This is a genomic window from Streptomyces viridosporus T7A (assembly GCF_008704515.1).
Classification (GTDB): Bacteria; Actinomycetota; Actinomycetes; order Streptomycetales; family Streptomycetaceae; genus Streptomyces; species Streptomyces viridosporus.
In genome coordinates this window covers 2974333-2997195 of the sequence record NZ_CP023700.1, presented here as the reverse complement: position 1 = coordinate 2997195, position 22863 = coordinate 2974333, and the positions used below count along the sequence as shown (strand labels likewise).

Annotated in this window: 18 protein-coding genes and 2 tRNA genes; 17 read left to right on the top strand and 3 right to left on the bottom strand. The window is 72.6% G+C overall.

Going from position 1 to position 22863, the window contains the following annotated elements; translation table 11 throughout:
• The first annotated feature begins 100 nt into the window (after positions 1–100).
• The 6 genes from rsfS to CP969_RS13950 all read left to right on the top strand — a co-directional run bounded on the left by rsfS (position 101) and on the right by CP969_RS13950 (position 2265).
• Positions 101–547: a ribosome silencing factor gene (rsfS, locus tag CP969_RS13975; RefSeq protein ID WP_004988229.1), complete on the top strand. Its 447-nt coding sequence runs from the start codon at positions 101–103 to the stop codon at positions 545–547.
• Positions 538–1212, top strand: coding sequence for a histidine phosphatase family protein (locus CP969_RS13970; RefSeq protein ID WP_016826313.1), 675 nt, complete (start codon positions 538–540; stop codon positions 1210–1212). The genes rsfS and CP969_RS13970 overlap by 10 nt, the downstream gene beginning before the upstream one ends.
• Before the next feature lie 131 nt (positions 1213–1343).
• Positions 1344–1416, top strand: a tRNA-Ala gene (locus CP969_RS13965).
• A 199-nt stretch (positions 1417–1615) separates the two neighbouring features.
• Positions 1616–1804 (top strand): hypothetical protein, encoded by a 189-nt coding sequence (locus tag CP969_RS13960; protein WP_078495417.1) that lies wholly within the window; start codon positions 1616–1618, stop codon positions 1802–1804.
• A 3-nt stretch (positions 1805–1807) separates the two neighbouring features.
• Complete coding sequence (locus CP969_RS13955; RefSeq protein ID WP_004988233.1) at positions 1808–2041, top strand: hypothetical protein; 234 nt, start codon at positions 1808–1810, stop codon at positions 2039–2041.
• 151 nt (positions 2042–2192) lie between these two features.
• Positions 2193–2265 (top strand) — tRNA-Ala (locus tag CP969_RS13950).
• Between the two features lie 83 nt (positions 2266–2348).
• On the opposite strand, the gene CP969_RS13945 is transcribed toward CP969_RS13950, so the two are convergent.
• Together CP969_RS13945 and CP969_RS13940 are read right to left on the bottom strand one after the other, a co-directional pair.
• Complete coding sequence (locus CP969_RS13945) at positions 2349–3959, bottom strand: NADH-quinone oxidoreductase subunit NuoF family protein (RefSeq protein WP_016826314.1); 1611 nt, start codon at positions 3957–3959, stop codon at positions 2349–2351.
• Positions 3956–5245, bottom strand: a complete 1290-nt coding sequence (locus CP969_RS13940; RefSeq protein ID WP_016826315.1) for a ferric reductase-like transmembrane domain-containing protein — start codon at positions 5243–5245, stop codon at positions 3956–3958. The genes CP969_RS13945 and CP969_RS13940 overlap by 4 nt, the downstream gene beginning before the upstream one ends.
• Before the next feature lie 552 nt (positions 5246–5797).
• Between CP969_RS13940 and leuS the strand changes: the two genes are divergently transcribed.
• From leuS to holA, 9 genes are all read left to right on the top strand, one after another.
• Positions 5798–8674, top strand: a complete 2877-nt coding sequence (leuS, locus tag CP969_RS13930) for a leucine--tRNA ligase (RefSeq protein ID WP_016826316.1) — start codon at positions 5798–5800, stop codon at positions 8672–8674.
• 195 nt (positions 8675–8869) lie between these two features.
• Positions 8870–9601, top strand: a complete 732-nt coding sequence (locus tag CP969_RS13925; RefSeq protein WP_026085193.1) for a hypothetical protein — start codon at positions 8870–8872, stop codon at positions 9599–9601.
• Between the two features lie 105 nt (positions 9602–9706).
• A complete protein-coding gene (locus tag CP969_RS13920) occupies positions 9707–10552 on the top strand; it encodes a DegV family protein (protein ID WP_004988254.1) in 846 nt (281 codons plus the stop codon).
• Positions 10553–10677: 125 nt separating this feature from the next.
• The gene (locus CP969_RS13915; RefSeq protein ID WP_150474927.1) at positions 10678–11781 is read left to right on the top strand and encodes a ComEA family DNA-binding protein; all 1104 of its coding nucleotides are present in this window, start codon (positions 10678–10680) and stop codon (positions 11779–11781) included.
• Complete coding sequence (locus CP969_RS13910) at positions 11778–14390, top strand: ComEC/Rec2 family competence protein (protein WP_150474926.1); 2613 nt, start codon at positions 11778–11780, stop codon at positions 14388–14390. The genes CP969_RS13915 and CP969_RS13910 overlap by 4 nt, the downstream gene beginning before the upstream one ends.
• Before the next feature lie 248 nt (positions 14391–14638).
• On the top strand, positions 14639–15520 hold the full coding sequence (locus CP969_RS13905) for a YceI family protein (RefSeq protein ID WP_026085194.1): 882 nt from the start codon (positions 14639–14641) through the stop codon (positions 15518–15520).
• 90 nt (positions 15521–15610) lie between these two features.
• Positions 15611–16450, top strand: a complete 840-nt coding sequence (locus tag CP969_RS13900; RefSeq protein WP_004988268.1) for an arylamine N-acetyltransferase family protein — start codon at positions 15611–15613, stop codon at positions 16448–16450.
• 24 nt (positions 16451–16474) lie between these two features.
• A complete protein-coding gene (locus CP969_RS13895) occupies positions 16475–16720 on the top strand; it encodes a hypothetical protein (protein ID WP_078495529.1) in 246 nt (81 codons plus the stop codon).
• Between the two features lie 200 nt (positions 16721–16920).
• Positions 16921–17910: a DNA polymerase III subunit delta gene (holA, locus tag CP969_RS13890; protein WP_181384056.1), complete on the top strand. Its 990-nt coding sequence runs from the start codon at positions 16921–16923 to the stop codon at positions 17908–17910.
• 228 nt (positions 17911–18138) lie between these two features.
• Here holA and rpsT read toward each other — a convergent pair whose 3' ends face one another.
• A complete protein-coding gene (rpsT, locus tag CP969_RS13885; RefSeq protein WP_004988275.1) occupies positions 18139–18405 on the bottom strand; it encodes a 30S ribosomal protein S20 in 267 nt (88 codons plus the stop codon).
• 253 nt (positions 18406–18658) lie between these two features.
• Here rpsT and lepA point away from each other — a divergent pair, with 253 nt between their 5' ends.
• The gene (lepA, locus tag CP969_RS13875; protein WP_004988276.1) at positions 18659–20527 is read left to right on the top strand and encodes a translation elongation factor 4; all 1869 of its coding nucleotides are present in this window, start codon (positions 18659–18661) and stop codon (positions 20525–20527) included.
• Positions 20528–20795: 268 nt separating this feature from the next.
• Positions 20796–22670 carry an AMP-dependent synthetase/ligase gene (locus tag CP969_RS13870; protein ID WP_004988277.1) on the top strand — a complete coding sequence of 625 codons (1875 nt, stop codon included), beginning with the start codon at positions 20796–20798 and terminating at the stop codon, positions 22668–22670.
• Positions 22671–22863 lie beyond the last annotated feature (193 nt).

Here is a 22863-nt window from a genome sequence, read left to right as displayed (position 1 = left end):
CGCCCCGGAGGGCGGGGGCGCCCCACCGTTGTCACGTGGGGTGCGCCCGGTGGTCCGTGAGACCCTGGAGGGCAAGTGACCACCGACCGAAAGCCTTGTAGTGACCGCAACCGACCGTTCCCTCGAGCTCGTCACCACCGCCGCCCAGGCGGCCGCCGACAAGCTCGCGCACGACATCGTCGCCTACGACGTCAGTGACGTGCTGTCCATCACCGACGCCTTCCTGCTGGCGTCCGCACCCAACGACCGTCAGGTCAAGTCGATCGTCGACGAGATCGAGGAGCGGCTGAACAAGGAGCTCGGCGCCAAGCCGGTCCGCCGCGAGGGCGACCGCGAGGCCCGCTGGGTGCTGCTCGACTACGTCGACATCGTCGTCCACGTCCAGCACAGCGAGGAGCGCGTCTTCTACGCCCTGGAGCGGCTGTGGAAGGACTGCCCCGAGCTGGAACTGCCCGCCGACGCCCAGGCCTCCCGCGGCAAGGCCGCGGAGCACGCCAAGCAGCAGGAGGCTGAGGCGGCGGCCGAGCCGGATGGCGAGTGGCGGTGAGCGCCACGGGCGAGGTGGCCGGGTCCGCGCGCCGGGGCCGCCGCATCATCCTGTGGCGGCACGGTCAGACCTCCTGGAACGTGGAGCGCCGCTTCCAGGGCACCACGGACGTGGAGCTCACCGGGGCCGGTGTCGCGCAGGCCCGCCGGGCCGCCCGGCTGCTCGCGGGCCTCGGGCCGGACGCGATCGTCGCCTCCGACCTGAAGCGGGCCGCGAACACCGCCGCGGAACTCGCCGTGCTCACCGGCCTGGAGGTCGTCCTCGAGGAGGGGCTGCGCGAGACCTACGCGGGCGTCTGGCAGGGCCTGACGCACGACGAGATCATCGCCCGGTACGGCGAGGAGTACGCCGCGTGGAAGCGCGGCGAGCCGGTGCGCCGGGGCGGTGGCGAACTGGAGACCGAGGTCGCCGACCGCGCCGCCCCCGTGGTGCTGAGGCACGCCGAGAAGCTCCCCGAGGACGGCACGCTCGTCGTGGTCAGCCACGGCGGCACCATCCGCACCACCATCGGCCGGCTGATCGGCCTGGAGCCGCGCAGCTGGGAGAGCCTCGGCGGCCTCACCAACTGCTGCTGGTCCGTCCTCGGCGAGGGCGTCCGCGGCTGGCGCCTGCTCGAGCACAACGCCGGCACCCTGCCGGAACCGGTGCTCGGCGACGACGACTGAGGCTCCCGGGACCGGCCGCGGACCGGCCCCGGGACCCGGATTTCACTTTCCGGCAGGTCGCAGGCTAAAGTTCTTCTTGTTCGCCCCGCCGAGCGGAGCGGAACACCAGGCGGCTTCGCCGCGTGGCGCAAGGGGCTATAGCTCAGTTGGTAGAGCGCCTGCATGGCATGCAGGAGGTCAGGAGTTCAATTCTCCTTAGCTCCACATCGTGAAGATCCCGTTCCCTCAGGGGGCGGGATCTTTCGTCGTCCGCGCTTTGAACAGCGCGGCTCCCGCGGGCGTATACCCCTGCGAGGCGCCGAGCCGTGTCCCGACCGGTATCCGGCGTCGATGACCGTGTCGGCCCGGTCGTGGCAGAATCAAACGGCCGGAAGGGGGCGCGGCCCGACGGGAGGGAGTTGTGATGCCTGCGAGCATCCTCGAGGAGCTCGATCATCTCCTCGGAGCGGTGTCGACGCGACGGACCTCGACCCGACGGACCTCGACCCGACTCGGCTGCCCTTCCCGCGGTCCCGCGCGCATCGCCCAGGTGCTCGGCGGCAACGGCGGGGTCCCCTACGCCTGCACGGCCTGCGGCCACAGCCGGAGCTGAGCGATGGGGGCACACAGGCGGAAGTGCGACTGGTGCGGCAGCGGGACGCCGATCGTCCGCGACATGGAACCGCTCAACCCCGAGTACCAGTACTGGTGCGAGGAGTGCGCGCGGGCGCTGATCATAAAAGGCGACCCCATCGAGACCTACCGGGAACTCGAGGGCGAACCGATCTACGGCCGGCTCCTGGAGGAGCACTGCACGCTCAAGCGCTTCTATTCGTTCGTCACGGCGTGATCGCGCCCGCGCGACGGCCCCGTCATTCCGGGCATTCCCGACGGGGCCGGAAACGATTTGGTGTTCTGCCGGGGGGACCGTGTAATGTTGGCGTCGCCGCCGGGGAAACCGGGCGACGGAGCCGGAAACACGGAACCGCCGCATGGCACGAGGGGCTATAGCTCAGTTGGTAGAGCGCCTGCATGGCATGCAGGAGGTCAGGAGTTCAATTCTCCTTAGCTCCACAGAAGTCGAGGGCGGACCATCCGAACGGATGGTCCGCCCTCGGCGTTTGCGACCCGGTGGCGGGCCGGCCGCGGGGACCGCGTCAGCGGCCCAGGGCGCGCCGGCCGCGGCCGGGGGAGAGCACCGGCAGATTGCGGGACGGCGCCTTGGCCTGCGGCGCCTCGTCCTCGATGCGCAGGGCCAGCGCCGGGCAGCGGCGCACCGCGCGCAGCGCCTTGGCCTCGGCGAAGCGCGGCACCTGGGCCTGGGCCACCGTCGGGAAGCCGTCCGCGCCGAGCTGGAAGACCTCCGGGAGGATGTCCGCGCACAGGCCGTGGCCCCGGCACAGCGTCCAGTCGACGTAGATCTTCTGGCGGCTGGGGCCGTTCTCCTCCCCGCCGCCGCCCGGGATGCCCGTGGGGGCCCTGCCCCCCTCGAAGAGGGGCAGGACGCCCGCCACGGGCCGTCCGCAGCCGTTGCCGAGGACGTGCGCGGCGAGGTCGTCGGTGAACGCCTTGACGGTCGACTCCAGGAACATCGCGGAGCCGTCCGGATGCGAGCAGGCGCCGCGCCGCTTCACGTTCTTGGCGACCTGCTTGACCGCCTCCAGGGCGGCCGGGCCGCCGCCGTTGAGGATGTCCTCCAAGCCGCGGGCGGCGGCCGGCAGGCCCAGGTAGCACGGTCCGCACTGGCCGGCGCTCTCCTCGGCGAGCCACTTCGCCACCATCAGCGACTCGCCCAGCGGGCAGGTGTCCTGACTGATCGGCAGGATGGCCCCCGCGCCCAGTGAACCGCCCACCGCGTCCAGGGAGTTGCGGGAGACGATCGCCTCGTTGACGGTCGCCGCGTCGATCCACTTGCCGTGGTAACCGCCCGTCAGCACGCCCTGCGGCACCGGCGGGGCGCCGGCGAGCTGGAGCACGTAGCGCAGCGGCACCCCCGTCGGGACCTCGACCACCATGGGGCGGGTCACCGCGCCGGACACCGTGAGCATCACGGTGCCCGGCTCGTCGTACAGGCCGGTGTTGCCGTAGCGCTCCGGGCCGATGCGGGCGGCGATGGCGAGCTGGGCGAAGGTCTCGGCGTTGGACAGCAGCGTGGGCGCGCCGCCGACGCCGTTCTTCGAGGCGCTGGTCTTGCGGCCCGGCGGGACCGCCGGACCGCCGTCGATGGAGCGGATCAGGGAGGCGGCGGCACCGGTGACCATGCGGACCGGGTTGCGCTGCACCCGGGCGCGCAGCGCGGAGCGGCGCCCGTTGTTCAGGCCGCGTTCGGCGAGCGCGGCCTCCATGGAGCGCTGGGTGGACTCCCGGGTGACCCCCACCACGAGCGTGCGGGCACCCATGGCCTCGGCGCACAGCAGCGCGCCGTCCAGGATGAGGTGCGGGGCACGGTTGATGAGCACCGTGTCCTTGCGGCAGGCCGGTTCGTCCTCACTGCCGTTGACGACGACGACCGGCCGGACGCCGCGCTTGATCGCCGTTTCGGCGACCGAGCGCAGCTTCTTGTGGAAGGGGAACCCCGCGCCGCCGCGCCCCCTGAGGTTGATGCGTTCGGCGAGCTGCGCGAGCTGCTCGCCGCCCAGGGGCTCGAGCGGCCCGTGCACCTTCAGGTGCATGGGCAGGTCGAGCCGGTCGACAAGGTCGAAGCCCGACGTGAGCTGGGGAAGCCCGACCACGCGGACTTCGGGTACGTCGGGCAGAGCCTCGTTCACTTGTAGCCTCCGGACGGCGTGTTCCAAGGTTCGCCCGAGCCCGGTGCGTCGAAGTCGTAGGACGACGAGGGCGACGCACCGGGGAGTGTTTCAGTGGCGGGACCGCTGTTGTACGTGTCGTTCGGGTTGTACGTGTCGTAGCGGGTGTTCGTCTCACCGGTGTCGTACACATCACTCGAGCCGTACCCGGGGCCGGTCGGATTGTCATAGACCGGGATGGTGTATCCGGTGTCGTTGAGCGGGTCGTACGCCGACGGCGGGGCCTCGCCGACCGGTGGCGGGGACGGGACCGGCCAGTTGCCCGAGGTGCTCGACGGGCCGTCCGCGCTCGGCATGCTCTGCGTGGGCTGCATGTCCAGCGGCAGCTCCATGCGGGCCGTCCGGTCCGCGAAGAGGGGCTGCTGCCGCGGCGGCCCGGAGGGCGCCGAGACCGCGCGGTAGGCGGCCGCGAAGCCGTTCGCCGGTTCCGCGGCGACGGGCCGCTCGGCGGTCTCGTACAGCGGTCCGTCCGCGCGCGGCCGCTCGCCGCGGGGGGCGCCGCGGGAGGCGTCCCCGCGCGGTCCGTCGCCGCGGGACCGGGAGCCGCGCCGCTCCGCGAAGCCCGGCAGGGACGGCTCGGCCGCTCTGGACCTGCTCTCCTCCAGACCCGCGCGGTCCGACTGCACGAGGGAGCCGAGCAGGGCGGTGACCCGGTCGGAGACCTTGCGCCTGACCGGGGGCGGGGACGCGCGCAGGACGAGGACCGCCATGACGCCGAGCACGGACAGGCCGTAGAGGATCAGGAAGATCGGCTTCGCGGCTCGACCCGCGTAGAGCCCGTGCACCAGCGCGGCGCACCAGGCCGGGTAGGCCAGCATGTGCATGGCCCGCCAGCGGGCCGCGACGGGGGCCGGCGAGGCGAAGCGGTTGCGCAGCACCCCGGTGACGCCCACGAAGAACATCAGCAGGCCGGCGCTGGTGCCCAGGCCGATCAGGAAGGACCTGCCGGCGACGGCCTCGTCGTCGGTGAGGGCCAGTCCGAAGGGGATCACCGCGGCGACCCAGGTGGTGTGGTCCAGCACCAGCTTGATGACGATGTGCACCAGCAGGAAGACGAGCGAGGCGACCGCGGTCGTCCGGTGCACCGCCTGGGCCAGGATCCGCTGGCGCGGGCCGAGCAGGATCCGGTCCTGGGCGACGAGTCCCCAGATGACCGAGCAGCTCAGGCAGACGAGCGACAGGACGCCCGCGCCGAAGTCGAGGAACTCGAGGAGCCAGTCGTCCGCCGTGCTGTCGTCCGGCCTCACGACGCACCCCCCGGCGTCATGACTCGGAGCGGGCACGGCGGAGCCGCAGCCGACCGGCCCCGTGCGGGGGGTGGGCTGCTGTCTGGGCGACGGTTCATGGGGCAACTCCGAGGTATCGGTAAAGCGGTCCCGGGCGGAACTCTAAGCCCCGGTCATACCGACGAGTACGAGGTTTGAGTTATTGCGCTGTTATCAAAAGACGATGTGGTCGTTGTGATGCCCCTTAGTGGCCGTTACGCGAAGTAACCCTCGGCTGGGATTCAGTCGGGATCCAGTCGGGATTCGGTCAGGATTCAGTCGAGCCGATCCGGCGGAGGGGCCCCGGCGGCCCTGCGTGTCCCCGGAAAGAGCGTCGCGGCGTGCTCGGGGCCTGCGGTACCCTTGCGCCATGCGTGCCGTACGCCTTCTGCTTAGCGAGCCGCGCTGATCAGTCCCGACCGCCGGTGACCGGAGGGTCGGAATCGGCGCGGCGTCCCCTCCTGTGCGAGGGGATTTTTCATTTCTCGGAAGCCGCAGGCGCAGGCAGAGACGATCGATGGAGCTTTGAGGATCATGAGCGAGACGAACCCCGCTGCCGCGGAGGCCGCACCGCACCGCTACACGGCCGCCCTGGCCGCCGAGATCGAGGCACGCTGGCAGGACTTCTGGGACGCCGAGGGCACCTACGCCGCCCCCAACCCGAGCGGGGACCTGGCGGGTGATCCGGAGACGGTCGCCAGGCCCAAGAAGTTCATCATGGACATGTTCCCATACCCCTCGGGTGCGGGACTGCACGTCGGTCACCCGCTGGGGTACATCGCCACCGACGTCTACGCCCGCTTCCAGCGCATGACCGGCCACAACGTCCTGCACACCCTGGGCTTCGACGCCTTCGGCCTGCCCGCCGAGCAGTACGCCGTGCAGACCGGCACGCACCCGCGCGTGTCCACCGAGGCCAACATCGAGAACATGAAGTCCCAGCTGCGCCGGCTGGGCCTGGGCCACGACAAGCGCCGGTCGTTCGCCACGATCGACCCGGACTACTACAAGTGGACCCAGTGGATCTTCCTGCAGATCTTCAACTCCTGGTACGACGAGGAGGCGGGAAGGGCCCGTCCGATCGACGAGCTGGTCGCGCGGTTCGAGTCCGGTGAGCGCCCCGTCCCGGGCCACACGCGCGCCTGGGGCGAGCTGAGCGCGACCGAGCGCGCCGACGTCCTGAGCGGGTTCCGCCTGGCCTACGCCTCCGACGCGCCGGTCAACTGGTGCCCGGGCCTGGGCACCGTGCTGGCCAACGAGGAGGTCACGGCCGAGGGCCGCTCCGAGCGCGGCAACTTCCCCGTCTTCAAGGCCAAGCTGCGCCAGTGGAACATGCGCATCACCGCCTACGCCGACCGGCTGCTGGAGGACCTGGACGCGCTGGACTGGCCCGAGGCCATCAAGCTGCAGCAGCGCAACTGGATCGGCCGCTCCGAGGGCGCGCGGGTCGACTTCCCCATCGACGGCGAGCGCATCACCGTCTTCACCACCCGCCCCGACACCCTGTTCGGCGCGACCTACATGGTGCTGGCGCCCGAGCACCCGCTGGTCGAGAAGTTCACCCCGGCCGCCTGGCCCGAGGGCACCCACGAGGTGTGGACCGGCGGCCACGCCACCCCGGCCGAGGCCGTCGCCGCGTACCGCGCGCAGGCCGCCTCGAAGTCCGACGTCGAGCGGCAGGCCGAGGCCAAGGACAAGACCGGCGTCTTCATCGGCGCGTACGCGACCAACCCGGTCAACGGCGACCAGGTCCCCGTCTTCATCGCCGACTACGTGCTGATGGGCTACGGCACCGGCGCGATCATGGCCGTGCCGGCGGGCGACCAGCGCGACTTCGAGTTCGCGCGCGCCTTCGAGCTGCCGATCCACTGCATCGTCGAGCCGACCGACGGCCGCGGCACGGACACCGCGACGTGGGAGAGCGCCTTCTCCTCGTACGACGCGAAGATCATCAACTCGTCGAACGACGAGGTCTCCCTGGACGGCCTGGGCGTCGCCGAGGCCAAGACCCGCATCATCGAGTGGCTGGAGAGCCGGGGCCTGGGCGAGGGCACCGTCAACTTCCGCCTGCGCGACTGGCTGTTCAGCCGCCAGCGCTACTGGGGCGAGCCCTTCCCGATCGTCTACGACGAGGACGGCGTCGCCCACGCCCTGCCCGAGTCGATGCTGCCGCTGGAGCTGCCCGAGGTCGAGGACTACTCGCCGCGCACCTTCGACCCGGACGACGCCGACACCGAGCCCGAGACGCCGCTGTCGCGCAACGAGGACTGGGTCAACGTCACCCTGGACCTGGGCGACGGACCGAAGAAGTACCGCCGCGAGACCAACACCATGCCCAACTGGGCCGGTTCCTGCTGGTACGAGCTGCGCTACCTGGACCCGCACAACTCCGAGAAGCTGGTCGACCCCGGGATCGAGCAGTACTGGATGGGCCCGCGCGAGGGCATGCCGCACGGCGGCGTCGACCTGTACGTCGGCGGCGCCGAGCACGCCGTGCTGCACCTGCTGTACGCCCGCTTCTGGTCCAAGGTGCTGTACGACCTGGGGCACATCTCGTCGGCGGAGCCGTTCCACAAGCTGTTCAACCAGGGCATGATCCAGGCCTACGTCTACCGCGACAGCCGCGGCATCGCGGTGCCGGCCGCCGAGGTGGAGGAGCGCGACGGCGCCTACTGGTACCAGGGCGAGAAGGTCTCCCGGCTGCTGGGCAAGATGGGCAAGTCCCTGAAGAACGCGGTCACCCCGGACGAGATCTGCGCCGAGTACGGGGCCGACACGCTGCGGCTGTACGAGATGGCGATGGGCCCGCTGGACGTGTCGCGGCCGTGGGACACCCGCGCGGTGGTCGGCCAGTTCCGGCTGCTGCAGCGGCTGTGGCGCAACATCGTCGACGAGACGACGGGCGAGGTCACCGTCGTCGACACCGGGGACGGTGACATCGACGAGGACACCCTGCGCGCCCTGCACAAGGCGATCGACGGCGTGCGCGGCGACCTGGAGGGCATGCGCTTCAACACCGCCATCGCCAAGGTCACCGAGCTGAACAACCACCTGACCAAGCGGGGAGGGGCGGTACCGCGCCCGGTCGCCGAGTCCCTGGTGCTGCTGATCGCGCCGCTGGCCCCGCACGTCGCCGAGGAGCTGTGGCGCAGGCTGGGCCACACCGGCTCGGTCGTCCACCAGGACTTCCCGGTGGCCGACCCGGCGTACGTGGTCGACGAGACCGTGACCTGCGTCGTGCAGATCAAGGGCAAGGTCAAGGCGCGGCTGGAGGTGTCGCCGGGCATCTCCGAGGACGAGCTGGAGAAGATCGCGCTGGCCGACGAGAAGGTCGTCGCCGCGCTGGACGGGGCCGGCATCCGCAAGGTGATCGTGCGGGCGCCCAAGCTGGTGAACATCGTCCCGGCGTGAGGCACGGCGGCCGGCGGAGCGCCCGGGGGTGATCTCCGCCGGACGCTCCGCCGGGCGCGACCTCCCAGGTCGGGGTGGTCCCCTACGGGCAGGTTCGGGGTTCTGCCGGAACTCCGGACCTGCCCGTCTCGTTTACCGTGGAAGAGCGGCGCGGAGCGTGTCGGGACAGGCCGCAGGGCCCGGAGGAGGAGTCTCGTGGAAGCAGTGATCGCAGTGTTCGCCCTGCTCTTCGTGCTCTTTCTCGGCCTGGGCGCCTACGCGACGGTGAAGGTCGTCGGCGCGGCCAAGCGCAGTGCCGACCGCCACCTCACCCAGGCCCGCCGCACGGTCGAGGACCACACCCTGAAGGCCAAGGCCCTCGGTCGGCCCGGTCCGGCCGGCGAGGTCGCCCAGCTCCGACTCGAGCTGCGCACCTCCATGCGCGCCACCCAGGACGCGCTGGAGGCGGCCGTCGCCGAGGACGAGTCGATCAAGGAGTCCCTCGGCCTCTTCCAGCGTCTCAGCGCGCACGGACACGAACTGGACGGCGAACTCCGGCGCCTGGAGTCCGAGCCGGACCGCGCCACGCTCGCCGAGCGGCTCCCCGAGCTGCGCGAGCGCACCGAGCGCATCACACAGTCGGCGGACTCCCTGCGCTGGGCGGCCCGCGACCGTGCCCGCCGCTTCGCGGACGACGACCTGGACACGCTGAGCGCGCAGATCGACATGGAGGCCGGCGCCCTGCGGCACTGGGCGACCACCGAGCAGCACCCCGGGCCCCGGCCCGCGGCCGACGCCCCGGCGGCCCCTTCCTCCTGGCCGGAGACGCCGCAGCCGTCCGCGTCGCAGGAGCCGGCACCCGAGTCGGCGCGGCCCGCCATCACCCCGCCCGCACCCCGCCCCACCTACTCCTGGCAGAAGAAGACCCGCCCCGAGAGCACCACATGAGCAGCCCATGAGCAGCGCGTGAGCACCGTGTGATCCGGCCACGACCGGACCCGGCCCGCGGGGCCGGGCTGCCACACGGGCACTACGCCAGGTAACCTCCAGCTCATGTCCCGCCATGTCGCGATCGTCACCGATTCAACGGCCTACCTTCCGGCCCGGACGATGGAGCGGCACGGCATCACGGCGGTACCGCTGACCGTGGTCCTCGGCGACCGCGCGCTCGAAGAGGGCACCGAGATCTCCACCCGCTCCCTCGCCCAGGCCCTGCAGAAGCGGCGCCCGGTCACGACCTCGCGGCCCGGCCCCGAGGTCTTCGCCGAGACCTACCGCAAGGTCGCCGCGTCGGGTGCCACCGGCATCGTCTCCCTCCATCTCTCCGCCGAACTCTCCGGCACCCACGACGCGGCGGTCGTCGCGGCCCGTCAGGCACCGGTGCCGGTACGGGTGGTGGACACCGGCATGATCGCGATGGCCCTCGGGTTCTGCGCGCTGACGGCGGCCGAGACCGCGGAGGCGGGCGGCACGGTGGACGAGGCGGTCACCGCCGCCGAGAAACGGGCGGCGGGCACCTCCGCCTACTTCTACGTGGACACCCTGGACTACCTGCGCCGCGGCGGCCGCATCGGTGCCGCACAGGCCCTGCTGGGCTCGGCGCTCGCGGTGAAGCCGCTGCTGCAGCTGGCGGGCGGCCGGATCGAGCCCCTGGAGAAGGTCCGCACCGCCTCCAAGGCGATCGCCCGCCTGGAGGAGATCGCGGCCGAACGGGCGGGCGGCGCCGAGGTCGACATCGCCGTCCACCACCTCGCCGCCCCGGACCGCGCGTCGGCGCTCGCGGACCGGCTGCGGGCCCGGGTGCCGGGACTGGCCGACCTGCACGTCAGCGAGGTGGGGGCGGTGATCGGGGCGCACACGGGGCCCGGGTTGCTGGGGGTCGTGGTCTCGGCGCGGTGAGGCGGCGCGGCCGGCCGCGCGGGCGAGGTGCCCGTACGGGTGACGGAGTTGTCCACAACCGGGCGGTAGTCCCCGGGAATTGACCAAGATCACCGAGGTGCCGCGGATGGCCCGATCCTCCTCGTATGGCACTTCGATCACGTTCACGCACAGCGACGGCGACCAGCGGTCCGGGCCGCGGCCCCGCATCCGACGGGCGCGCACGTCATCGCCGGCCGGCCGCACCCCGGGGGCGGGCACGGCAGGAGCACCGGCACGCGTCGGCGGAGGAACTCCGGCGGCGGGCGGAGGCGCTGTTCGGTGACGGCGGCGACGGCGCCGGGAGCGGCCGAAGGGCAGGGCGCGTCCCGAGCTGGGCCGTGCACCGTGCGACGGCGGCGGACCTCCCGCCGGACCGGCCCCGCCGGGGCGGGACCGGGCCGGCGGACGGGGCGGACGCCACGGCCAGGGAAGGGGCCGGGAGGGAGCCCGGGCCGGTGGGCGCGGGACAGGGGGAGGAGCGGCGCCGGGAGCGGTTCGGGCTCGCGCTGCGGGAGCGGCTGCCGCTGTGGGTACAGGCGCGGTGCGGGCTGGAACGGCGGAGCGTGGTCGCGCTGTCGGTGCTGCTCGTGGTCGCCGTGGGGTTCGCCGTGCAGCACTTCTGGACCGGGCGGGTCCAGCCGGTGCGGGCACCGGAGGTGGTGCGGGCGGCCGCACCCCACGAGGAGCGGGGCGAGGGCGCAGCCGGCCGGGAGGGGAGCGGGGCGGGCGCACCGGCCGGGGCGGTGGGGTCCGGCGGCTCGGCGGGGCCCGAGATCGTGGTCGACGTCAGCGGCAAGGTGCGCGACCCGGGGATCCACCGGCTGCCGGCCGGTTCACGGGTCGAGGACGCCCTGCGGGCGGCGGGCGGAGTGCGGCCCGGCACGAAGACCGACGGCCTCAACCGCGCCCGGTTCCTGGTGGACGGGGAGCAGGTGGTCGTCGGAGGCCCGGCACCGGTCGCGGGCACCGCGGCTTCCGGCGGTACGGCCGGTGCGCCGACGGGCACCGGGCCCGCGGCACCGGTGTCCCTCAACACCGCCACGCCGGAGCAACTCGACGCCCTGCCGGGGGTCGGTCCCGTGCTGGCCCAGCACATCATCGACCACCGCACCCGGCACGGCGGCTTCCGCTCGGTGGAGGAACTGCGCGAGGTCAAGGGCATCGGCGACCGCCGCTTCGCGGACCTGCGTGATCTGGTGCGGCCGTGACGCAGGGGACGGACCCGGTGCCGCCGACGGATTCCCGGCCCGCGGAGCCCGCTGCCCGGCAGCCCGTCCACGCGGCGTCCGGGACGCGGCTCGGAGCCGCGCACCCGCGCCGGGAGGCACCGACGGACCTCCGGCTCGTGCCGCCCGCGCTGGCGGCCTGGGCCACGGCGGCGGTGGCGCTGCACGCCCCGCCCGGCGGGGCGGTGGGCGCGGCGACCGTCTCCCTGGCGGCGGCCGGCGTCCTCCTCGCGGTGGGGCGCGGGCGGCGCCGCCGGGGCGGGCGGCGGGCCGCCGCCCGCCCGCAGTCCCTGATGTCCGGAGCCGCCGTGCTGCTCTGCATCGCCGCTGCCGCCGGCTCCGCGGGCCTGCACGGTGCGGACCTGCGGCGCGGCCCCGTGCCGGAACTGGCCCGGGAGCACGCCCCGGTGACCGCCGAGTTCGAGGTCACCGCCGACCCCCGGCTCTCCCGGCCCGGGGCCGGCGGTCCTCGCCCGGCACCGCGGGCCGTACTGATCGAGGCCCGTGTGCGGCGGGTGGAAGGGCCCGGTGCGGGGGCGGCGGCGACCCGGACGCCGGTGCTGGTGATCGTCGACGCGCGGCCGGCCCCGCGGACTTCCCCGGACGGGCGCGGTGCGGAGCGTTCCCCGTGGCTCGGGCTCCTGCCCTCCACCCGGTTGCGGGTCGAGGCGCGGCTCGCTCCCGCGCGGGCGGGCGGCGACCGGTTCGCGGCCGTGCTGCGCGTGAGGGACCGGGACGGGCCAAAGGTCGTGGCGCGGCCGTCGGCACCGCAACGGCTGGCGGGGCGGTTGCGGGCCGGACTGCGGGAGGCGACCGACGGGCTGTCCGCGGACGCGCGGGCGCTGCTGCCGGGGCTGGTGGTGGGCGACACCTCCCGGGTCGGACCGGAGCTGGACGAGGCGTTCCGGGAGACCGACCTCACGCACACGCTCGCCGTCTCCGGAGCCAACTTCACCATCCTCCTCGCCCTCCTCCTCGGCCCGCCCGGTCTGGCGCAGCGCGTGGAGCGGCGCGGCCTCGCGCCCCGGCTCGGCATCTCCCTGCGCGCGACGGCGCTGCTGGGCGGGGCGCTCTCCCTCGGCTTCGTCGTCGTGTGCCGTCCGGACCCCAGCGTGCTGCGGGCCGCCGCCTGCGGATCCGTCGCGCTGCTCGCGCTCGCCACCGGGCGCCGCAGGTCACTGGTCCCGGCCCTGGCGACGGCCGTCCTGCTCCTGGTGCTGTACGACCCGTGGCTGGCCCGCAGCTACGGCTTCCTGCTGTCCGTGCTGGCCACCGGCGCCCTGCTCACGCTCGCGCCGCGCTGGAGCACGGGACTGAGGAGGCGCGGGGTGCCGCCCCGGCTCGCGGAGGCGCTGGCAGCCGCGGGCGCCGCCCAGGCGTTGTGCGCACCGGTGGTCGCCGTGCTCACGGCGCGGGTGAGTCTGGTGGCGGTGCCGTGCAATCTGCTCGCGGAGTTCGCGCTCGCCCCGGCCACGGTGCTGGGCTTCCTGGCGCTGGCCACGGCACCGTTCGCGATGCCGGTCGCGAAGGCGCTGGCGTGGTGCGCGAGTTGGCCGGCGGAGTGGATCGCGCAGATCGCCCGGACCGGGGCGGCGCTGCCCGGCGCGGGAGTGGACTGGCCCGGCGGCTGGGCCGGGGCGGCGGCGCTCGGCACGCTCACCCTGGCCGCGCTGCCCGTCGGACGACGGTTGCTGGGACACCCCTGGTGGTGCGGTGTCTGCGCGCTGCTGCTGGTGGTGGCCGTGGTGCAACCGCCGCCGCTGGCCCGGGTGATCACGGGCTGGCCCCCGCCGGGCTGGCGGATGGTGATGTGCGACGTGGGCCAGGGCGACGCGATGGTGCTGGCGGCGGGTGGGGGCACCGGCGTGGTCGTGGACGCCGGCCCCGACCCGGCCCTCGTGGACCGCTGTCTGCGCTCCCTCGGGGTCACCAGGATCCCCCTCGTCGTCCTGACCCACTTCCACGCCGACCATGTGGCGGGCCTGCCCGGGGTGCTGCGCGGACGTCCGGTGGGCGCGATCGAGACCACGGGCTACGAGGAACCCGCGGACCAGGCCGCGTTCGTACGGCGGATCGCGGCGGGCAGGGGCGTTCCGGTGACGCGCGCCGCCGCCGGGGAGCGGCGACGCACGGGGACGCTGACCTGGGAGGTGGTGTGGCCGCCGCCGGCGGCGCCACCGGTGGCGCCGGGCACCCGCCCGCCCCCGTCGCCGCCGGAGGGTCCGAACGACGCCAGCGTGGCCATGCTCGTCCGGACCGGGGGCCTGCGCCTGCTGCTGCTCGGCGACCTGGAACCCCCGGCCCAGCGGGCCCTGGCGAGGTCGCCGGCGGGTCGGGCCCTGGCGGACGTGGACGTGCTGAAGGTCGCCCACCACGGTTCGGCGTACCAGGACCCGGACCTGATGCGCCGGGCGGCCCCGCGGCTGGCGCTCATCAGCTCGGGTGAGGGCAACCCGTACGGACACCCCGCCCCGAACACGCTCGCCGCGCTGCGGGCCGGGGGAGCGGCGGTGCTGCGGACGGACCGGGACGGGGCCCTGGCGGTGGTCGGCGACGACGGGAGCGGACGGTTGCGGGTGGCGCGGCACTGAGGCTCCGGGAGCGGACGGGCAGGTGCCCGCGGCGTACCGGGACCGCTTCGGTGTTCGCGCGGCCCGTGTGCCAACCGGGAGGAATCTCCGCGGTGTCGGGCGAGCGGACCGCAGGGGCCACTCAGATGAATTCTGTGTACTTGCGCCGGTTTCCCCCAGGGTATTTGCCCATTGCATCCAAAGCCTCGGGGTGGTCGAATAGCCGTCCGGCAATCGGTGTTCTTGACGTTATGCAGAGGGTGTCGCACATGATGGGCCGCTGGCTGGCAGGCCGAACGAAACGGGATCAGCAGACGGGTCCCCTGGCGGCTGTGCAGACTCCCTCGAACGCCGGGGTGTTGAGCTGCCGGGTCCTCAGCCCGGCCGACGAGCCGGTGCCGCACGCCCGATTCGCGGTCGGCGACGCCTCGGGGCACACCGTGGTCGAAGGGGAGACGGACCCCTTCGGATCGTTCGTGGCCACGGTTCCGGCGGGGGAATACCGGCTCGAGGTGCTCGCCGAGGGGTACATGCCGTACCGGGTGCCGTGCACGGTCACCGAGAACTCCCTCGCCTCGCTCGGTGATGTGACCCTGCAGGTGGAGCAGCCGATGGAAATGCCCGCGCCGGGGGACTGGGAGATCGACCTGGCGCATTCCTCGGTCACCTGCACCGCGCAGCACATCGGGGTGGCCCGGGTGCACGGCCGGTTCAACTCCTTCGCGGGGACGGCGCGGATCACCGACGACCCGACGCAGACGGCGATGCACGTGGTGATCGACGCGGCGACCATCGACACCAACATGAAGATGCGCGACGACCATCTGCGGTCGGAGGACTTCCTGGACGTGGAGCGGTTCCCGACCATCGAGTTCTACAGCGACCGGTTCGAGCCCCAGGGCGGCAATCGGTGGGCCGTCATCGGTGAACTGTGGCTGCACGGGGTGGCGCGTACGGTCACGCTGGACATGGAATACCTCGGGCTCGCCCATGGCCTGGAGGGCGAGGTCCGGGCGGTCTGCCGGGCCACCACCAAACTGCACCGCGGCCAGTTCGCGGTGAGCTGGCAGACGATGCTGGCGCGGGGTGTCGCCGCCGTCGGTCCCATCGTCCAGGTCGACATCGACGTGCAACTCGTGTCCAAGAGCTGACCGGCCGACCCGGCCCCGGCGGGCCGGACGGACCGGGACGGGCGGTGGCGGTGACCGGCGGGGAGCTGCGACTCGCGCCACACTGAGGGCATGGATGCAACGCGGAGAGACGCCTACCTGCGCCGTCTGGGTGCCGGACACCCCGCCTCGCCCACCGCGGACGTGCTGCGCGACCTGCACCTGCGGCACCTGCGGACCGTTCCGTTCGAGAACCTCTCCCTCCACCTCGGTGAGGAGATCGTGCTGGACGAGAAGCGGCTGCTGGACAAGGTGGTGGGGGCGCGGCGGGGCGGGTTCTGCTACGAACTCAACGGCGCCTTCGGGGCGTTGCTCACCGCACTCGGCTTCGGCGTCACGCGCCTCGCGGGACGGGTGTACGGGGACGAGGGCCGGCTCGGCATCCCGTACGACCATCTCGCACTGCGGGTGCGGACGGTGGACGGGGGCGACTGGCTGGCCGACGTCGGCTTCGGGGCGCACTGCCATCTGCCGCTGGCGTTCGGGGAGCGGGGGGAGCAGGAGGACCCCGGGGGTACGTTCCGGATCGCCGCGGCGGGTACCGACGCGGCCGGGGTGCGCGGCGGACCCGGGCCGGAGGGGGCCGCGGACCTGGACGTGAGCCGGAACGGACGGCCGGTGTACCGCCTGGAGCTGCGGCCGCGGGCGCTCGGCGACTTCACGGCCGGTGCGTGGTGGCACAGCACGTCACCGGCCTCGCACTTCACGCGGTCACTGGTCTGCTCCCGGGTCACCGAGGACGGGGGGAGGATCACGCTCGGCGGCCGGCGGTTCACGGTCACGGCGCCGGACGGGACGCGCGAGGTGCGGGAGCTGGGGCCGGACGAGGAGGTGCTCGCGGTGTACCGGGACCGGTTCGGCATCGAGTTGGACGCGGTGCCGGCCGTGCGGGGCACCGGGGACGGGGCCTGAGCCCGGTGCCGGACAATGGCGCACGTGAGTGATGTGCGACATGTGCTGGTGCTGCCCGACCGGGACGCCGCCGAGGAGGTGGCTGAGGCCCTCGGGGAGCGGTTCGGCGTGGCGGAGGAGCCACGGCTGGTGCGGGACGCGCTGGCCGGCGAGGACGACGCGGAGGACGCGCAGTGGCTCGTCGTCCTGCGGGACGAGGCGGGGCGGCTGGACCCCGGGGAGCTGGACGAGTTCGCGGCGGAGTGGGAGGGCTGGCGGGAGGAGCCGTAGGGCCACCGGAAGCGGAAGCCGGCCCGAGGCGGCGCCGGAAGCGGAAGCGGGTCTCAAGCAGTGCCGCAAGCGGGAGCCCGTCCGAGAGGGCGCCGGGAGCGGGAGCCGGCCCGAGACGGTGCCGGAAGCGGAAGCCGGTCCGGCGGGCAGGCGCCGGAGCCGTCCGGGGGTTGTCGGTGGCGCGTGGGATGCTTGTCGCGATGGCCAGGAAGAACGCATCCGACGACCCCCTCGCCCCCGTGACGCTCGCCGTGGGCCAGGAGGACCTGCTGCTCGACCGTGCCGTGCGGGAGGTGGTGGCCGCCGCGAAGGCCGCCGACGCCGACACGGACGTCCGCGACCTGACCCCGGACCAGCTCCAGCCCGGCACCCTCGCCGAGCTGACGAGCCCGTCGCTCTTCGCGGAGCGCAAGGTCGTGGTCGTGCGCGACGCGCAGGACCTGTCGGCCGACACCGTCAAGGACGTGAAGGCGTACCTCGGGGCGCCCGCCGAGGAGATCACGCTGGTCCTGCTGCACGCGGGCGGGGCCAAGGGCAAGGGGCTGCTCGACGCGGCGCGCAAGGCGGGGGCGCGGGAGGTGGCGTGCCCGAAGATGACCAAGCCGGCGGACCGGCTGGCCTTCGTGCGGGGCGAGTTCCGGACCACCGGGAGGTCGGCCACCCCGGAGGCGTGCCAGGCGCTGGTCGACGCCATCGGCAGCGATCTGCGGGAGCTGGCCTCGGCGGTGTCCCAGTTGGTCGCGGACGTCGAGGGGACGATCGACGAGGCGGTCGTCGGGCGGTACTACACCGGGCGGGCCGAGGCGTCGAGCTTCACGGTCGCCGACCGGGCGGTCGAGGGACGCGCGGCGGAGGCGCTGGAGGCCCTGCGCTGGTCCCTGTCGACCGGGGTGGCGCCGGTGCTGATCACCAGTGCGCTGGCCCAGGGCGTGCGGGCCATCGGGAAGCTGCAGTCGGCGCGCGGCGGCCGGCCGGGCGACCTGGCCCGTGAGCTGGGCATGCCGCCGTGGAAGATCGACCGGGTGCGGCAGCAGATGCGCGGCTGGACCCCGGACGGCGTGGCCGTGGCGCTGCGCGCGGTGGCCGAGGCCGACGCGGGAGTGAAGGGCGGCGGGGACGACCCGGAGTACGCCCTGGAGAAGGCCGTCGTCGCGATCGCCCGGGCGGCCCGCTCACGAGGCCGGGGCTGACCGCCGGCCCGGACACGAGGCCGGGGCTGACCGCCGGACGGGACGAAAGCCGAAGGCCCCGCCCGCACCCCGGGGAAGGGTGAGGGGCGGGGCCTTCGGTCGAAGCGTGTGAGCCCGTACCCGCGTGGCGAACGCAGGCCGCGTACGGGCTCGGGGGTGCCGGTCGGGGGCGGATGAGAGAGGGCCCGCCCGGGTCCTTCCGGCGATCAGGTCAGATCAGGGAAGTGATCAGCCCTTGATGGTCGCGACCTTCTGAGCCAGCGCCGACTTCTTGTTGGCGGCCTGGTTCTTGTGGATGACGCCCTTGGAGACGGCCTTGTCGAGCTGACGCGCGGCAACGCGCTGGTACTCGGTGGCCTTCTCGACGTCACCCGCGGCCACGGCCTCGCGGGCCTTGCGGATCGCGGTCTTCAGAGAGGACTTGACGGCCTTGTTGCGCAGCCGCGCCTTCTCGTTGGTCTTGTTCCGCTTGATCTGGGACTTGATGTTCGCCACGAATGAGCCTTTTCAGGTTCTGGTACGGGGCCGCACGGGTGCCGCACGGATCCGTACCGTTGATTTCTTGAAGAGGTGTCTCGCGCTGAGAGGGCATGAGACACAGCCCCTCACACTAGCAGCGGGCCGTTCCGCGGCCCAAACCCGTCCCAGGTCGTCACCCGTGGGACCATGGAAGCTACGTATCGATCCGACCCGAGACCGCAGACGGACAAGCACACGTATGCGGACGCCTCAAGAATCAGGACCCTGCGTGCCCGCGATCCCTAACCATGTGCCCGAGCCGAGCCGTACCGACCCGGCGCTGATCCGCAATTTCTGCATCATCGCCCACATCGACCACGGCAAGTCCACGCTCGCCGACCGGATGCTCCAGCTGACCGGTGTGGTCGAGCAGCGGCAGATGCGCGCTCAGTACCTCGATCGCATGGACATCGAGCGCGAGCGCGGCATCACCATCAAGTCCCAGGCGGTGCGGTTGCCGTGGGCCCCCACCCACGACCGGGGCAGCACGCACATCCTCAACATGATCGACACCCCCGGACACGTCGACTTCACCTACGAGGTCTCCCGGTCGCTCGCCGCCTGCGAGGGCACGATCCTGCTGGTGGACGCCGCCCAGGGCATCGAGGCGCAGACCCTCGCCAACCTGTACCTGGCGATGGAGAACGACCTCACGATCATCCCGGTGCTCAACAAGATCGACCTGCCGGCCGCGCAGCCGGAGAAGTTCGCCGAGGAGCTCGCGAACCTGGTCGGCTGCGAGCCCGACGACGTGCTGAAGGTCTCCGCGAAGACCGGTCTGGGCGTCGAGGCGCTGCTGGACAAGGTGGTCGCCGAGATCCCCGCCCCGGTCGGCGTCAAGGACGCCCCGGCCCGCGCGATGATCTTCGACTCGGTCTACGACTCGTACCGCGGTGTGGTGACGTACGTCCGTGTCATCGACGGCCAGCTCAACAAGCGCGAGCGGATCCGGATGATGTCCACCGGCGCGACCCACGAGCTGCTGGAGATCGGCACCAACTCGCCGGAGATGCTGCCCTCCGACGGCCTCGGCGTCGGCGAGGTGGGCTACCTCATCACCGGGGTGAAGGACGTCCGCCAGTCCAAGGTCGGTGACACCGTCACCAGCCAGCACAAGGGCGCCGAGGAGCCGCTGGGCGGCTACAAGGACCCCAAGCCCATGGTGTTCTCGGGCCTGTACCCGCTGGACGGCTCCGACTACCCCCTGCTGCGCGACGCCCTCGACAAGCTCCAGCTCAACGACGCCGCCCTGGTCTACGAGCCGGAGACCTCCGCCGCCCTCGGCTTCGGTTTCCGCGTCGGCTTCCTCGGCCTGCTGCACCTCGACGTGATCCGCGAGCGCCTCGAGCGCGAGTTCGGGCTCGACCTGATCGCCACCGCGCCCAACGTGGTCTACCGCGTGCTCATGGAGGACGGCACCGAGCACACCGTCACCAACCCGAGCGAGTTCCCCGAGGGCAAGATCAACGAGGTGTACGAACCGGTCGTGCGCGCCACCATCCTGGCGCCGACCGAGTTCATCGGCGCGATCATGGAGCTGTGCCAGACCCGGCGCGGCACCCTGCTCGGCATGGACTACCTCTCCGAGGACCGGGTCGAGATCCGCTACACCCTTCCGCTCGCGGAGATCGTCTTCGACTTCTTCGACCAGCTGAAGTCCAAGACCCGCGGCTACGCCTCCCTCGACTACGAGCCCACCGGCGAGCAGACCTCCAGCCTGGTCAAGGTCGACATCCTGCTGCACGGCGACAAGGTGGACGCCTTCTCGGTGATCACCCACAAGGACCAGGCGTACGCGTACGGCGTGCGGCTCGTCGCCAAGCTCAAGGAGCTCATCCCGCGCCAGGCCTTCGAGGTGCCCGTCCAGGCCGCCATCGGCTCGCGGGTCATCGCCCGCGAGACCATCCGCGCCATCCGCAAGGACGTCCTCGCCAAGTGCTACGGCGGCGACATCTCCCGCAAGCGCAAGCTGCTGGAGAAGCAGAAGGAAGGCAAGAAGCGGATGAAGATGGTGGGCTCCGTGGAGGTCCCGCAGGAGGCCTTCATCGCCGTCCTCTCCAGCGACGAGAGCGGGGGAGCGGGCAAGGGCAAGAAGTAGCCGGGAGGTGACCGAGGGTCACCGATGTTACCGCGGGTCACTCCGCGAACCGGGCGGAAAAGGGGCCTGCCGCGTGTGAGCGCGGTGGGCCCCCGCGCGTCCTGCGGGTAGTTCTCCGGGTGAAATGGCAGGCCGCACCCCCTTACGCAGCCGCCGGTCGCCCCTTACTCTGTCCGTGCTCGATAGTTACTCGCGAGTTAAACAACGGCGCGCGAGTGTAACCAGCCCCACTGAGCCAGCCGCACCGTCGCGGGCCCCGGAGGATGTCGTGAGCCACACACAGACACTGATCGAGAACCGTCCGCCGAGCGTGGCGGCCCTCTTCCTGGAGCGTGTGGCGGCCACACCGGATGCCGAGGCCTACCGCTACCCGGTGCCGCGGACCTCGGGGGAGGGTCCGGACGCCTGGAAGTCGCTCAGCTGGGCGCAGACCGCCGAGCGCGTCAACGCGATCGCGGCCGGCCTGATCGAGCTGGGCGTGCGGCCCGAGGAGCGGGTGGCGCTGGCGTCCTCGACCCGCGTCGAGTGGATCCTCGCCGACCTCGGCATCCTGTGCGCGGGCGCCGCCACCACCACGATCTACCCGCAGACCAACGCCGACGAGTCCGCCTACATCCTGTCGGACTCGCAGAGCCGGGTGCTCATCGCGGAGAACGCCGAGCAGGTGGCCAAGGCGGTGGAGAAGCGCGCCGAGCTGCCCGAGCTCACCCGGGTGGTGGCCGTCGACGCGACCGGCGTGGAGACCGACGACTTCGTGATCAGCCTCGCCGAGCTGGAGAGCCGCGGCGCGGCCCGGCTGGAGAAGGACCCGGAGCTGATCAAGGAGCGGGTCTCCGCGATCACCAAGGACCAGCTCGCCACCCTCATCTACACCTCCGGCACCACCGGCCGCCCCAAGGGCGTGCGCCTGCCGCACGACAGCTGGTCGTACATGGCGAAGGCGATCGCCGCGACCGGGCTGGTCACCGGCGACGACGTGCAGTACCTGTGGCTGCCGCTCGCGCACGTCTTCGGCAAGGTGCTCACCTCCGGCCAGATCGAGGTCGGGCACGTCACCGCCGTCGACGGCCGCGTCGACAAGATCATCGAGAACCTCCCGGTGGTCCAGCCGACCTACATGGCGGCCGTGCCGCGCATCTTCGAGAAGGTCTACAACGGCGTCGCCGCCAAGGCCCGGGCCGGCGGCGGGGCCAAGTACAAGATCTTCCAGTGGGCCGCCGGTGTCGCCCGCGAGTACGCCAAGGTCACCCAGGACAACTTCCGCCGCACCGGCACCGCGAGCGCGCCGTTCGGGCTGAGGACCAAGCACGGCATCGCCGACAAGCTGGTCTACGCCAAGATCCGCGAGGCCTTCGGCGGCCGGCTGCGCGCCTGCGTCTCCGGCTCCGCGGCCCTCGCCCCCGACATCGGCTACTTCTTCTCCGGCGCCGGCATCCACATCCTCGAGGGCTACGGCCTCACCGAGTCCTCCGCGGCCTCCTTCGTCAACCCCGGCGAGGCCTACCGCACCGGCACGGTCGGCAAGCCGCTGCCCGGCACCGAGGTGCGCATCGCCGACGACGGCGAGATCCTGCTGCGCGGCCCCGGCATCATGCAGGGCTACCACAACCTGCCCGAGAAGACCGCCGAGGTGCTGGAGGCCGACGGCTGGTTCCACACCGGCGACATCGGCGAACTGTCGGACGACGGCTACCTGCGCATCACCGACCGCAAGAAGGACCTGATCAAGACCTCCGGCGGCAAGTACATCGCGCCCGCCGAGGTCGAGGGCCGGTTCAAGGCGATCTGCCCGTACGTGTCGAACATCCTGGTGCACGGCGCCGACCGCAACTACTGCACCGCCCTCATCGCCCTCGACGAGGCCGCGCTCACGGCGTGGGCGGCCGAGAACGGCCTGGAGGGCAAGTCGTACGCGGAGATCGTCGCCACGCCCGCCGCGGTCGAGATGGTCGACGGCTACGTCCAGCAGCTCAACGAGGGCCTGCAGCGCTGGCAGACCATCAAGAAGTTCCGCCTCCTGCCGCGCGACCTCGACGTCGAGCACGGCGAGATCACCCCGAGCCTGAAGCTGAAGCGGCCGGTGGTGGAGCGCGCGTACAAGCACCTCATCGACGAGATGTACGAGGGGGCGCGCGAGGCGTGACCGCCACCCCGTGAGGGGGCGGGGCCCGGACCGGTTCGGTCCGGGCCCCGCCCCCTTTGCCGTCCCCGCCACCCCGCCGCCCCTTTGCCGTCCCCGCTCTTCCCCTGCCCTCCGGTTGCCCCACTGGTCGGAACGGGCCGCCTTTCTGTCCGTTCCTGACCACGTACGGGACGCGGTTCTCCTCTCCAGTGGC

Coding starts and splice junctions, on each gene's coding strand:
- CP969_RS13960 (WP_078495417.1), top strand. CDS start 1,616: ATGCCTGCGAGCATCCTCGAGGAGCTCGATCATCTCCTCGGAGCGGTG.
- CP969_RS13955 (WP_004988233.1), top strand. CDS start 1,808: ATGGGGGCACACAGGCGGAAGTGCGACTGGTGCGGCAGCGGGACGCCG.
- leuS (WP_016826316.1), top strand. CDS start 5,798: ATGAGCGAGACGAACCCCGCTGCCGCGGAGGCCGCACCGCACCGCTAC.
- CP969_RS13920 (WP_004988254.1), top strand. CDS start 9,707: ATGTCCCGCCATGTCGCGATCGTCACCGATTCAACGGCCTACCTTCCG.
- CP969_RS13915 (WP_150474927.1), top strand. CDS start 10,678: ATGGCACTTCGATCACGTTCACGCACAGCGACGGCGACCAGCGGTCCG.
- CP969_RS13905 (WP_026085194.1), top strand. CDS start 14,639: ATGATGGGCCGCTGGCTGGCAGGCCGAACGAAACGGGATCAGCAGACG.
- CP969_RS13900 (WP_004988268.1), top strand. CDS start 15,611: ATGGATGCAACGCGGAGAGACGCCTACCTGCGCCGTCTGGGTGCCGGA.
- holA (WP_181384056.1), top strand. CDS start 16,921: ATGGCCAGGAAGAACGCATCCGACGACCCCCTCGCCCCCGTGACGCTC.